The 13274-nt window shown below is 66.1% G+C and carries 11 protein-coding genes and 1 tRNA gene; 4 read left to right on the top strand and 8 right to left on the bottom strand.

Annotated features, from left to right (window positions below):
- On the top strand, positions 1–894 hold the full coding sequence (locus CA606_RS06100; RefSeq protein WP_096051939.1) for a M23 family metallopeptidase: 894 nt from the start codon (positions 1–3) through the stop codon (positions 892–894).
- A gap of 110 nt (positions 895–1004) precedes the next feature.
- Here CA606_RS06100 and CA606_RS06095 read toward each other — a convergent pair whose 3' ends face one another.
- From CA606_RS06095 to glmU, 7 genes are all read right to left on the bottom strand, one after another.
- Positions 1005–1874: an alpha/beta hydrolase gene (locus CA606_RS06095; RefSeq protein ID WP_096051940.1), complete on the bottom strand. Its 870-nt coding sequence runs from the start codon at positions 1872–1874 to the stop codon at positions 1005–1007.
- Positions 1875–1965: 91 nt separating this feature from the next.
- Positions 1966–3756, bottom strand: coding sequence for a long-chain-acyl-CoA synthetase (locus CA606_RS06090; RefSeq protein ID WP_096051941.1), 1791 nt, complete (start codon positions 3754–3756; stop codon positions 1966–1968).
- 194 nt (positions 3757–3950) lie between these two features.
- A complete protein-coding gene (locus CA606_RS06085) occupies positions 3951–5330 on the bottom strand; it encodes a class II 3-deoxy-7-phosphoheptulonate synthase (protein WP_096051942.1) in 1380 nt (459 codons plus the stop codon).
- A gap of 113 nt (positions 5331–5443) precedes the next feature.
- Positions 5444–6667 (bottom strand): O-antigen ligase family protein, encoded by a 1224-nt coding sequence (locus CA606_RS06080; RefSeq protein WP_096051943.1) that lies wholly within the window; start codon positions 6665–6667, stop codon positions 5444–5446.
- Positions 6664–8064: a glutathione-disulfide reductase gene (gene gor, locus CA606_RS06075; protein ID WP_096053854.1), complete on the bottom strand. Its 1401-nt coding sequence runs from the start codon at positions 8062–8064 to the stop codon at positions 6664–6666. Before gor ends, CA606_RS06080 begins: the two co-directional genes overlap by 4 nt.
- 42 nt (positions 8065–8106) lie before the next feature.
- Positions 8107–8790, bottom strand: a complete 684-nt coding sequence (rpiA, locus tag CA606_RS06070; protein WP_096051944.1) for a ribose-5-phosphate isomerase RpiA — start codon at positions 8788–8790, stop codon at positions 8107–8109.
- Complete coding sequence (gene glmU, locus CA606_RS06065; RefSeq protein ID WP_096051945.1) at positions 8787–10175, bottom strand: bifunctional UDP-N-acetylglucosamine diphosphorylase/glucosamine-1-phosphate N-acetyltransferase GlmU; 1389 nt, start codon at positions 10173–10175, stop codon at positions 8787–8789. Before glmU ends, rpiA begins: the two co-directional genes overlap by 4 nt.
- 69 nt (positions 10176–10244) lie before the next feature.
- Between glmU and CA606_RS06060 the strand changes: the two genes are divergently transcribed.
- Both CA606_RS06060 and CA606_RS06055 read left to right on the top strand, forming a co-directional pair.
- Positions 10245–10958, top strand: coding sequence for a phosphoglycolate phosphatase (locus CA606_RS06060; protein ID WP_096051946.1), 714 nt, complete (start codon positions 10245–10247; stop codon positions 10956–10958).
- A 46-nt stretch (positions 10959–11004) separates the two neighbouring features.
- A tRNA-Val gene (locus tag CA606_RS06055) sits at positions 11005–11079 on the top strand.
- A 514-nt stretch (positions 11080–11593) separates the two neighbouring features.
- Here CA606_RS06055 and CA606_RS06050 read toward each other — a convergent pair.
- Entirely contained in the window at positions 11594–11842 is a 249-nt protein-coding gene (locus tag CA606_RS06050; protein ID WP_096051947.1) for a DUF7662 domain-containing protein, read from the bottom strand.
- A 359-nt stretch (positions 11843–12201) separates the two neighbouring features.
- On the opposite strand from CA606_RS06050, the gene CA606_RS06045 reads away from it, so the two are divergent.
- Positions 12202–13149, top strand: a complete 948-nt coding sequence (locus CA606_RS06045) for a trypsin-like serine protease (RefSeq protein ID WP_096051948.1) — start codon at positions 12202–12204, stop codon at positions 13147–13149.
- Positions 13150–13274: the final 125 nt, after the last annotated feature.

Raw genomic sequence — 13274 nt, 5'->3', positions numbered from 1 at the left:
ATGCGCACCGCCCCCCTCCTGCTGATCGCCGCCCTCGCCCTGGCGCCGCTGGCCGCCTGTGATGACACCACCAAGCCGGCGGCCGGCGAAACGCCCCAGCCGCCCTCGCCCGAGCCTGGACCACCTCAGCCTGACGACTCCCCGGCCGACGGCGGGGCCGAGCAGCCGGCCAGCGAGCCCATCCCGCCGAGCCCGGATCCCGCGCCGCAACCCGACGGGCCACCGCCGCCCTCGGCGAGCTTCGACCATCAGCCTGCCGGCGCGATCCCCGCCGGTCAGGGGCCCGGCTATCTCGACCGCACCGTCTGGTCGCCGAACATGTGCTGGCCGCTAGCGGAGGCCGGCTTCCCTAACTCACAGGTCTATGGCCCGGGCGGCGGCATGGGACCGCCCGGCAAGCCCAGCCAGTGCGACAGCCTCAACTACACCCTGCCCTGGCGCGACACCTTCTGCGAGGCGCGCTCGCGGTCCAATCCGCTCTGCGCCGGCTCGGGCACGGGTCACCAGGGCCAGGACATCCGCCCTGCGAGCTGCAAGAAGAACCAGCACTGGGCCGTCGCCACCGAGGCCGGGACGATCACCGACATCGGATCCTACTCCGTGACGCTCGTGGGCCAGGCCGCGCCGCACTACACCTACCGCTATCTGCACCTGCAGATGGCGACGCTGGCGGTGAAGGAAGGCGACTCCGTCACCAAGGGCCAGCAGCTGGGCAAGGTGTCGAACGACTTTGGCGGCACACCGACGACGATCCACCTGCACTTCGAGATCCGAGCGGGCGTCGCGGGGACCACGACCGATGGCAAGCCCGTGGCGCTGCACACCTTCCTGCCGCCGTATCTGAGCCTGGTCCAGGCCTACCAGCGCAAGCTGAACGGCCAGACCTGTGGCTAGAGCCCTTTCCGATCTGATTGAACCAATCAGATCGGATAAAAAGGTCTCTATTTCAAAAACTTAGAGCGTTCTTCGATCCGATCACCGCTTCACACTGATCGGAGAACGCTCTAGGCGGTAGCGTCCTTCAGGAAGGCGGTCATGTCGGTCAGCAGGGTCGCCTTGCGCCGGAACGGCCGCGAGAGGGCCAGCACCGCGCCCGCGTGGTCGACGCCTGGATAGTGCCGCTCCTCGACCCTGGCGCCTTTGTCACGCAGGGCGGCGGCCAGCTTGCGGGTGTTGCGCGGATAGACCGTGGTGTCCTTGTCGCCTGTCGCCAGGAAGGCGGCCGGCGCATCGGCGCGGGCGAAGGCGATCGGCTGCGTGGCCGCCAGGTCGGCCGCCTCCCCGAAGGTCCGCTCGGTAATCGCGCCTTTCAGGGGCAGGAAATCGTAGGGGCCCGACAGGCCGGCGAAGGCCCGGATCACCTTCGGATCGACCTCGACGCTGCTTAGGTAGCGCGGATCCAGCGCCAGCATGGCCGCGTTGTAGGCCCCCGCCGAATGGCCGATCAGCACGATCCGCTCAGGATCGCCGCCCAGGGCGGCGGCGTTGTCCACGGCCCAGCGCACCGCCTTGGCGCAATCCGCCAAGAAGTCGGGAAAGCGCACCTCGGGGTACAGACGATAGTCCGGCGCCAGGGTGAGAAAGCCCTGGGCCGCTATGGCGCGGGCCGCCCAGCCATAGTCGCCCTTGCGGCCGCTATCCCAGGATCCGCCATAGAAGAACACCGCGACGGGCGCCGGCCCGTGCGCGATCGGCGGCGCATAGATGTCGACGCCGCCGCGCGGACCGTCGGTATAGCGCGCGCCTTTCGCCTCACGGCGGGCGGCGTCCTTCGGGGTGAAGGTGGCGAACACCGACAGAGGCGAACACGCCGCCGTCACCGTGGCGGCCAAGGCGGCGAGGCCGGCGCGCCGGCTCATGAGGGTGTCCGCCATGCGATGATCTCCGTCGCCGGTCCTCCTGAGGCTACGCGCCCGGCCCGGCTTCGGATGCGACGAACAAGGCTCATCACGCCGAGTAGCGCCGCTAGAGCTTGAAGCCGCCGCCCTCGATCTTGGCGCACAGCGTCTTGGTGATCTTCACATAGCCCTTGGCCGGATCGCGGAAGTACAGCGGATCCTTGGTCTTGGACGGGTCGAAGCCCTCATTGACCAGGTCGATCTTGCGGTACTTGAAGGTGCCCGTGGTCTCGATCGCCTTCTGCAGGCGCACGAACACCGGGCGGGCGTAGCTGGGCAGGGCCTCGTCGACGTATTTGGCAAACGCCTCGAGGTCGAGGTCGCCTTCGGTCACCAGCGAAGCCATGCCCGCCTTGCCATCCAGGTCGCCAACCTTGACGCCATAGACATTGACCTCAAGGACGCCCTCGAAGCCGGCCAGCCGCTCGGCCACCTCGGACGTCGCGACGTTCTCGCCCTTCCAGCGGAAGGTGTCGCCGATGCGATCGATGAAATAGATATAGCCGTCCTGATCGGCCTTCATCAGGTCGCCGGTGCGGAACCACGCGTCGCCCTTTTCGAAGACGTCGTGCAGCACCTTCTTCTCGGTCGCGGCCTTGTCGGCGTAGCCGGTGAAGTTCGAGCGCGCGTCGCTGCCGATATGGCCGATGCACTCGCCGATCTCATCCGGTCCCGCCTCGATGCAGCACCCGTCCGGTCCACGGATCGGGGTCTCGGTCTCGACGTCGAACCGGACGATGCGGAAGTTGAACTTCTTGCGCATATAGCCGGGGATGCGCCCGATGGCGCCGCGCTTGCCGTCGAAGTTGAAGAACGAAACGTTGCCTTCGGTGGCCCCGTAGAACTCCAGCACCTCGCCGACCTTGAAGCGGTCCAGCATGTCGTCCCAGACGTCCGCGCGCAGGCCGTTGCCGAAGATCATGCGCAGCTTGTGGGCGCGCTCCAGCTCGTGCTCGGGCTGGTTGGCGAGATAGCGGCACAGCTCGCCGATATAGACGAACATGGTGCACTGCTCGGCCACGATCTCGGGCCAGAAGTGGGTCGCCGAGAACTTCTTGCGCAGGACGATGGAGCCGCCGCTCAGCAAGCCCGCGCCCATAGCGCAAAGCCCACCGGTGGCGTGATAGAGCGGCAGGGTGACGTAGATGCGGTCGGTGTCCTTGGACCCGGTCGAGCCGGCGAACCCGCGCATATACAGCTGGGCGCGCATGTGGGTGATGCGCGCAGCCTTCGGCAGGCCCGTCGTGCCGCTGGTGTAGATGTAGAGCGCCGTATCGGAGGCGGTCAGGCCTTCACGGGCCGTCTCGCGATCGGGACGCAGGTGGCTGCAGCTCTTGAGCGCCTTCAGCAGGTCGCGCTGGTCGTCGTGAACCGGCCCCAGAACCCACTGTTGCATATGCCGCTCGAGCTGGCCCTTCACGTCCTCGAAACAGGGCGAGGTCTCAGGGTCGACGATGCAGTGCATGGCCTGGGAGATGGTCAGGCAGTGGGCCAGCGCCGCGCCGGTCAGCTGGTTGTTGATCAGGGCGGTGGCCACCCCGACCTTGGTCAAGCCGTACCAGATCGCCAGGTACTCTATGCGGTTGGGCATGAACAGCGCGACGGTCTGGCCGCGCGTCAGACCCAAGCCCTTAGCCCAATGCGCATAGCGGTTGGCCATGGCGTCCAGCTCGGCGTAGCTGATCGTCTTGCCTTCGAAGGTGATGGCCGGACGCGGCCCCCACTTGTCGACGGCGGCCTCGAGATCGTCACAGATCAGGTTGGGACTATCGGGACCGATCGTCTTCACGCGTTTCAGCGTCCGGGACAGCCCCTTCAGAAACCGGATTTCCCGCCTGATCTTCTGACGTAAACGCATTCGTCTCTCCCTTGGAGCAACCATTGGAGAGCACCGCGCGACCGGTCAAGACGCCGCGTGTTGCAATGCAAACCTATCAATGTTCTCGGAAGAATGCGCTCGGACGGCCTCGCCTTAGCTTACGCTACGGCGCCCTGGTCGAGCGGCGCTAACCTCGGCGAACGGGCCTTGCGCGCGTCCGCCGAGGGATCGTTTCAGCCAGCGGCGAGACGACGCTGGTCGTCGCGGGCCGCCTTGAGCTTCTCAGCCACCAGGAAGGCCAGCTCCAGCGCCTGCTCGCCGTTCAGGCGGGGGTCGCAGTGCGTGTGGTAGCGATCGGCGAGTTCCGTCTCGGAGACCGCGCGAGCGCCGCCGAGGCATTCGGTGACGTTCTGGCCCGTCATCTCCAGGTGGACGCCGCCGGGGTGGACGCCTTCGGCCTGGGCGATCTCGACGAAGCTCTTCACCTCGGACAGAATCCGATCGAACGGGCGGGTCTTGTAGCCGGTCGAGGCCTTCAGCGTGTTGCCGTGCATCGGGTCGGTGGCCCAGACCACAGAGCGCCCCGCCGACTTGGTCGCCCTCATCAGGCGCGGCAGGCGATCGGCGATCTTGTCGGAGCCGAAGCGGCCGTAAAGGGTCAGGCGGCCCGGCTCGTTATGCGGGTTCAAGACGTCGATCAGGCGCAGCAGATCATCGCCCTCCATCGTCGGACCGCACTTCAGGCCGATCGGGTTCTTCACGCCGCGCATGAACTCGACGTGGGCGCCATCCAGCTGGCGAGTGCGCTCGCCGATCCACAGCAGGTGGGCGCTGGTGTCGTACCAGTCGCCCGAGGTGCTATCGACGCGGGTCATGGCTTCCTCGAAGCCCAGCAGCAGGGCCTCGTGGCTGGTGAAGAACTCGACGCGACGCAGGTCCGGCTGGGTGTCGGGCGTGACCCCGACCGCCGCCATGAAGGTCAGCGCTTCGCTGATCTTCTCCGACAGCTCGCGGTAGCGCGCGCCCTGCGGGCTGTCGCCGACGAAGCCCAGGGTCCAGCGGTGGATGTTGTAGAGGTCGGCGTAGCCGCCGCTGGCGAAGGCGCGCAGCAGGTTCAGCGTGGCGGCCGACTGGCCATAGGCCTTCAGCAGGCGATCCGGATCCGGAACCCGCTCGGCCTCGTTGAAGTCCATGCCGTTGATGATGTCGCCGCGATAGGACGGCAGGGTCACGTCGCCCTGAACCTCGGTCGGCTCCGAACGCGGCTTGGCGAACTGGCCGGCGATGCGGCCCACCTTCACCACGGGCTTGCCGCCGGCGAAGGTCAGCACCACCGCCATCTGCAGGATCAGGCGGAAGGTGTCCCGGATATTGTCGGCGTGAAATTCCTTGAAGCTCTCGGCGCAATCGCCGCCCTGCAACAGGAACGCCCGGCCCTCGGCCACCTCACCCAGTTGGCTCTTCAGGCGGCGGGCCTCGCCGGCGAAGACCAGGGGCGGCATTTGACGCAGCGTCTGCTCCACCCGCTCGACCGCGCCCATGTCCGGATAGTCGGTGGGCAGGTGCTTTGCGGGCTTGGCTCTCCAGGCGGCGGGGGTCCAACGGGCGGTCATGTCGAGGCTCGATCACTACAAAGGGCGCGGTAGATACCGCAAATGGAAGGAAAAGGCAAAATCATGCGGCAAGAGGCCTTTGACCTCCTCCGGAGGGAACATTCGTTGTCGCGCTAGGCCCTGAGCGCGCTGGATTTTTGCGCCACCCCACAGGCGATGGCCGCCAGCGCGCCGAGCGCGAGCCACCACTCCTGCCAGACGCCGAAGCTGAGCCCGCCGATCACCAGATAGGAAACCGTCACCGCCGCCGCCATGGCGCCGTCGCGCCGGCTTTCGCCCGTCCAGGCGACGATGCGGTAGAGGACCCAAGCAAAGAACGCCGCCGCCATGGCCGCCCCCATGGACCCCAACTCCAGCCAGAGCTGCAGGGCGGCGTTGTGGGTGTGCAGCGGGATGGCCGGTCCGAACGTGCGGCTGGCGTCCATCCCCCAGCCCCGAAGCGCGTGCTCGACGATCTGATTGCCGGTGAAGGCCCAGATGTTCAGGCGATGATCCCAAGACGGCGGCGCGATGACATGCAGCCAAGCGAAGAGACCCGAGCGCACGCCCCAGAGCACCACCAGCGGCGCGAAGATGAAGAGGGCCGATACGGCGGGGATCAGTCCACGGACAAACGGCTTGCCGATGACCCGTGTTCCCAGCCAGGCCACGCCGCCAAGGATCAGCGCCGCGATCGGCGCATCGGCGCCGGTGAGGTGCGCGCCTGACGCGATGCAGACGGCGATCAAGGCGATCGCGATATTGCGCCCCCGAAAGTTCCAGGCGTCCAGGATCCTGACACACGGCCAGAAAAGCAGGATCGCCGGATAGGTCGCCATGGACACCTTCACCATCGCCAGATCGGGACGGATGGGCTCCTCGGTCAGATTGTGCAGAACCTGATAGATCGCCGCCTTGAGGACACCGTCGGCGAAGGTGATCAGGGCCAGAAGGACCACGCCGACCAGCATCACCCTGCCCGCCAGACGCGCCGAGCCGCGGGACATCTGCGCCAGCCCCGCGACCGCCGCGCCGTAGAGCGCCAGTTGCAGGACGAGTTTCAGCGCGGTGAATTTCTCAAGGTCCTTGTCGCGCGTGAGATCATCCAGATGCGGGGCGGCGGGGCTCCAGTTCAGACTGATGAGCGCCCAGCCCACCAAGATCACGAGCGCCACAACGGGCAACAGCGGGGCTCGCGAGCGCACCAGGGTCGGCGCGGCCAGAAGACCAACCAAGCTCAGCACCGCCGCATACCAGAGCGGGATCAGATAGCCGACGAGCGGCGTCATCACCATCGCGAAGACGGCGAGCGCGCCCAGCCACCGGGTCCGGCGCTCCGGAGCGGTCGCCTGGATCATCCCACCCCGCCGACGTCGGCCGGCACATACTTCTCGCGCATCGTCACCAGCTCCTCGGCGAGGGTCGGGTGAACGGCGCAGGTGGAATCCCACTGCGGCTTGGTCACGCCCATCTTCACCGCGATCGCGGCCATCTGGATGATCTCGGGCGAGTCAGGACCAACCACATGGACGCCGACAACGCGCTCATCGTCCTGCTTGACCACCAACTTGATCAGGCACCGCTCCTGGCCGCCATAGAAGGTGACCTTCATGGGCCGGAAGATCGAGCGATAGATGTCGACCTTGCCGAACGCCTGGCGGGCCTCGGCCTCGCTCATGCCCACAGCGCCGACGGGCGGCTGCGAGAACACCGCCGAGGCGACCAGGTCGTGATCAAAGGTCGTCGGGTTGCCGTAGAACTCGGTCTGGGCGAAGGCCGCGCCCTCGCGGATCGCCACCGGCGTCAGGTTGATCCGGTCGGTGACGTCGCCGACAGCCCAGATGCTCTCGACATTGGTCTTGGAGAACTTGTCGACCGCGATCGCGCCCTTGTCATTCAGCTTCACGCCGGGCTTCTCCAGGCCCAGTCCCTGGACATAGGGCTCGCGACCGGTGGCGAACATCACCGCCTCGGTCTCGAAGGTCAGATCGTTGCTCAGCGTGCTCAGCAGCCGGCCGTCTTCCATCTTCTCGATGCTCTTGTGCGAGCAGCCCAGCACCACCTTGATCCCGCGCTTTTCAAGCTCGTCGGCCAGGTGCATGCGCACATCGTCGTCGAAGCCGCGCAGGATGTTGGCCCCGCGATAGAGCAGCGTCGTCTGGACGCCGAGGCCCGCATAGATGCCGGCGAACTCGACGGCGATATAGCCGCCGCCGACAACCAGCACGCTCTTGGGCAGGGTCGGCAGATGGAACGCCTCGTCCGAGGTGATCCCCAGTTCCGCCCCCGGGAACACCGGACGCACAGGCCGTCCGCCGGTGGCCACCAGGATCTTGCGGGCGGTGTAGGTTCCGGCGTCGTCGCTGCCGTCCTTGGGCAGGACTTCCACGGTGTGGGCGTCGACGATCTGGGCGCGACCGTGCAGCAGGTGCGCGCCGGCCTTCTGGAGATTGGTGACGTAGATGCCCGACAGACGCGCGATCTCGACGTCCTTTTCGTGCAGGAAGGTCTTCCAGTCGAAGCGGGCGTCGTCGATCGTCCAGCCATAGCCCTTGGCCGTCTTCAGCTGGCTTGTGACCTCGCTGGCGTAGACCATGAACTTCTTGGGCACGCAGCCGCGCACCACGCACGTGCCGCCGACCCGATACTCCTCGGCCACAGCCACCTTGGCGCCGCTGAGCGCGGCGAGACGCGCGGCCCGCACGCCGCCGGAGCCCGCGCCGATGACGAAGAGATCAAAGTCGTAGTCAGCCATCATCGGCCTCCGGAAGCGAAACGGGTCGGCTTATGTAGGACGTCAGGGCTGCAGGCGCACCACGCCCTCGTCCGTGCCCACGAGGGCCTCGTCGGCGAGGTCGAGGAACAGGCCATGATCGACAACGCCGGTCACGCTTTTCAGCGCCGCAGCCAGAGCGGTGGGATCGTCGATCTTTCCCGAGGCCATGTCGTAGATCAGATTGCCGCCGTCGGTGACCACCATGCCACGCTCGGCCGTGCGCAGGCGCGGGGGCGGCAGGTCGAACTCGGCGGCGATATCGGCGAGGCGATGGCCGGTGTGGACGTGACCAAAGCGCACCACCTCGATGGGCAGCGGGAACTTGCCCAGAGCCGCCACACGCTTGGCGGCGTCAGCGATGACGACACAGCGGGTCGACGCTTCCCAGACCAGCTTCTCGCGCAGCAGCGCCGCGCCGCCGCCCTTGATCAGCGACAGCCCCGGGCCGATCTCGTCGGCGCCGTCCACGGTCAGGTCGACGGTCTTCACATCGTCCAGCGCCGCCAGCGGGATGCCCAGCTCACGGGCCAGGGCGGCGGTGGCGTCCGAGGTCGGCACGCCGCGAATGTCTTTCAGGCTCCGCGCGGCCAGCGCCTTGACGAACCAGGCGGCCGTGGAGCCGGTGCCCAGACCGACCACCATGCCGTTCTCGACAAGCTCGGCGGCGGCTTCGCCCGAAATGCGCTTCTGGTCGTCGGCGCTCATGCCTTCTTGTCCTTCTTCTTGTCCTTCTGGGCCTGCTTGATCGCCCGGAACTTGGTGGCCCAACCGGCCTTAGTCTTCTGGTCAGCGCGCGACAGCGCCAAAGCGCCGTCCTCGACATCCTTGGTGATCACCGACCCTGAGCCTGTCATCGCGCCGTCGCCGACGCGCACGGGCGCGACCAGGGCGCTGTTGGAGCCGATGAACGCGCCCTTGCCCACATGGGTCTCGAACTTCTCGAAGCCGTCGTAGTTACAGAAGATCGTACCGGCGCCGATATTGGCCTTCTCGCCGACCGAGCCGTCGCCCAGATAGCTGAGATGGTTGGCCTTGGCGCCCGCGCCGACCTTGACCTTCTTGACCTCGACGAAGTTGCCGATGTGCGCCTCTGGGCCGATCTCGGCGCCGGACCGCAGACGGGCATAGGGTCCGATCAGGGCCCCCTCGCCCACCACCGCGCCTTCCAGATGGCTGAAGGCCTTGATCACGGCGCCGCTGGCGACGCTGACGCCCGGGCCGAACACCACGAACTGTTCGACCACCGCGCCGCCGGCGATCTGGGTGTCCCAGGCCAGATGGACGGTGTCCGGAGCGGGCATGGTGACCCCCTCGATCATCAGCGCCTTGCGACGATTCTGCTGCCACACGGCCTCGGCGGCGGCGAGCTCGGCCTGGGCGTTGACCCCCTGTACCGACGCTTCAGGGGCGAAGGCCGCGCGGGTCGACAGGTGACGCTCATGCGCCAGGCCCACGACGTCGGTCAGATAGTACTCGCCCTTGGCGTTGTCGTTGCGGACATTGGCCAGCAGGTCGAAGAGAACCGCGCGGTCAGCGGCCAGCACGCCGGAATTGCAGTGCTTGACCTGCTTGGTCGCCAGATCAGCTTCCTTTTCCTCGACGATGCGCAGCAGCACATGGCCCGGCGCCAGGATGAGGCGGCCATAGCCGGTCGGGTTCTGCGACTCGAAGCCCAGCACCGCCACGTGGGCGCCGTGGGTGATCAGGTCGAACAGCGGCGCGATCACCGGGGCGGTCGTCAGCGGGCAGTCGGCGTAGGTGACGACGACGTCGCCATGGAAGTCCGCCAGGGCGTCTTTCGCCGCCAGAACCGCATGTCCGGTGCCCAGCGGCGGATCCTGGATCACGGTGGCGTCGGGGCCCAGACGTTTGCGGGCGCTCTCACCGACCTGCGGGCTGTGGGCGCCCACCACGACGATGATGCGCTCGCAGCCCAGCCCTTCGGCGGCGTCGATGGCGTGGTCGAGCAAGTTGCGGCCGGCTAGTCGGTGCAGCACCTTGGGCGTTGGCGACTTCATCCGCGTGCCCTGCCCGGCGGCCAGGATCACGGCGGCGCGCGGACGAACGGGCTTGGAAACGGACTCGGTCATGGTCCCGGCGACTCCCTGGAGGCGAACCAAAGTTGCATTAGCCGTGCAATTGGCCGAAAGGCCAGACCCATGAGCACGCTTGATGACCTGAACGGGGCGACCATCGCCTTCGACCTGGACGGCACCCTCGTCGACACCGCGCCCGATCTGGTGGGCGCGCTGAACATCATCCTGGCCCAAGAATCGCTGCCGCCCCTGCCCTTCGACGATGTGCGCCTGATGGTGGGCCGAGGCGCGCGGGCCCTCCTGGAGCGTGGCTTCGCCGCCGCCGGGGCGCCGCTCGACGCCGAGCAGGCGCCCGCCCTCGTCCAGCGGTTCATCGAGGTCTACCTCGCCCGCATCGCCGACGAGAGCGCGCCGTTTCCCGGCGTGGTCGAGGTCCTGAGCGACCTCAAGGCGGCCGGGGCCAAGCTTGTGGTCTGCACCAACAAGCTGACCAACCTGTCGACAGCGCTGCTCGACGCCGTGGCGCTCTCGCCGTTCTTCGAAGCGGTGATCGGCGCAGATCTCGCACCCGCCGCCAAGCCGGACGGCCGCCACGTCGCCGCCGCCGTCGCGGCCGTGGGCGGAGACGTGACCCGCGCCGTGATGATCGGTGACAGCATCAATGACGCGCTCGGGGCCCGCAACGCGGGCGTTCCAGGCGTGCTGGTCTCGTTCGGCTACACCGAGGATCCGGTCGAGACCCTGGGCGCGGATCTGGTCATCCACAGCTTTTTGGACGTGCCCAAGGCGTGCATCACGCTTTTGGCCTCTTGCCCCGCGCCGAACACCGGGCTATAGGCCCCCTCCTCTCGCGGATCGGTCCCTTCGGGGCCCTCCACACGGCGGATGCGTAGCTCAGCGGGAGAGCACCTCGTTCACACCGAGGGGGTCACAGGTTCAATCCCTGTCGCATCCACCATTCTTTTCCAAATACAATTAGTTAGTTAGCGCCAAACCCTAAGCGCCCTAACTTCGCCCATTTTGGTTGCCCCCAGATACTCCGCAGTTATTCCCCAGAAACAGTCACTTCTGGACGTCGGCGCATCAACTTCTCAGCCTAGGCGTGCACTATGGCCAAGCTATAGTGCACACCACATCGAGACCGGGGCGAGCAGATGGCTGAGGAGAGAACCAACTGGTCGCGGAACGAAACGCTGATCGCGTTGGACTTCTACCTGCGACATGAGGGGAAGATCCGGAAGGGCAGCGTCGATATCAAACGCCTCTCCGCTCAGCTTCGGATTTTAGCCTTGCTAACCGCGCGCATCATCTGGCCAACATGGATGTCGACAGCTGTAATGCTCTCGTTGGCCTTTTCGAGCATCGCGCCGCCTATTCTCGCATCAGTGAGTCGGGCGTCAGAAGCTAGCCCCCAAATGGAGACGGCTCTAGGGTCGCGTTTTGACCCAGAAGCGCCGTCATCGACGGTGACCCTATCTGACCTGCTTGAAGCGAACGCGGCTCTTGCCGACGATAAGAAACGCGTCATAGCCAGCCTCGCGCCACGCCTTGCGCTGGACATGCGTAGTGTCAGGGTCGACCACGTTTGCCCACCACTGCGGCCGCGCGGCGCTTTTGGGGAGCGTAACGCCTAAGACGCGCTCGATCTCGTCGAAGGTCATCTCCAGTTCGGCGAGTCGCTGACGCCGCAGATGTCCGTTCAAAGGATCGTATTTGGCCATCCATAAAGCTTGGCCGTTCGGCCCGAGTTCGTCGATTCCAAATGCGAGCGTCTTGGCCTGCCACTGTTTAGGCGTGCGCAGCAGGCCCGCTCAATGCTCCGCTAAGCTGGCATAAAAGCACGACCTCAAAGAACAGCGTTACTTTGAACTTGACGGCGCTAGAATTGCCGCCAGAGTTGCGCAGGCGATTGCAACACGCTTCGGGGGTGGCGTGCGGCGCTGGTGCCTGATGGTCCGCTTTTTCGGATCCGCCAATCCTCCATTGATCGAAGGGGCCTGGCTGGCGGCCTGGCGAAGAGGCGGCCTGACACGGTTGATGATCGTGTCAGCGAGCCTATGCGACGTTGAGGGGGCAAAAGATGCTGCGCAGTTGGCGAGCAAGAGCCAGCACGAGCTTTGGCTCGATGGCCGGTGTTGTGCTCGTTCTAGGCCTAGTCGTTCCCTGTTTCGCCCAAGACGCCCCTCGCCCAATCCGTTTTCGCCCCCTTTCAGACGTTGTCGACAGCAACGCTATCCAAGTCTTTGGGGGCAAACAGCCAAGTGCGGGTGATTGGAGTTCGATCGTCGTCGCAAACTCCGCCGACGGCGCCGCGGAATGGTCTTGTAGCGCGACCCTAGTTGGCCCCCGGGTTCTTCTAACCGCGGCCCACTGCGTCGATAGCCAGAGTGGCAAGGCGCGCCCGCTCATCATCACCCTCGATGATGGGGAGATCCAGTTCGATTGCCAGATCGATCAGGTCTACACCGACTCTGGGAACTACAGCACCAATCAGCCGCGCGGCGTCGATGACTACGCTCTCTGTGCGCTTTCGCCCAAAACCAAGCAACGACCCGCGCGATACGACCTTCTGGCGCAGGAGATCGTCGATCTAGAGCCCCTAGAGCCAAGCAACGCCGTGCTCATAACGGGCTACGGGTGCACCGCCATGAAGGTGGATCTAGACGCGGGCGATATTGTCCATGGCCCCTTTAGCCAGGTCTTCAACATCGGTGACGAACTCGTCGATAGCGTCTCAGCCTATTCTGTGAGAACCAACTCAAAAGCCGCCAAGGAGCCGGCGCTGTGTCAGGGCGACTCCGGCGGCCCCTTATTCTCTGGCGCGACGACTGCAAACCCGACGGCCAAGAGGTTCGTTCGCGGGGTCAATTCAAAGGTCAGCGCTGCGACCGGCCAGTTGATCTCGACCATGGCGGCGCTCTCGTCGCCGAATTTCCGCGCCTATCTGGCCTGCTGGCAAAAGTCGAACGGCGCGTTCCGCGTCGCCGTTAAGGACCCCAACCTGGTTCCAAAATGCGCCGCCACCTAGTCGCTCTCCTCGCTGCGGCGAACCTATGCCCAAGCCACGCCCTCTCCCAGGCCGTGGCCGCGCCTACAACGCCCGCCCAGGATCAAGCGCCCTCGCAGCAAACAGATGGACCCGACATTGACGCC

It is taken from the genome of Caulobacter vibrioides, from assembly GCF_002310375.3.
Taxonomy (GTDB): Bacteria; Pseudomonadota; Alphaproteobacteria; order Caulobacterales; family Caulobacteraceae; genus Caulobacter; species Caulobacter vibrioides_D.
The sequence above is the reverse complement of the archived record's forward strand: the minus strand, read 5'-3'. Positions and strand labels throughout refer to the sequence as shown.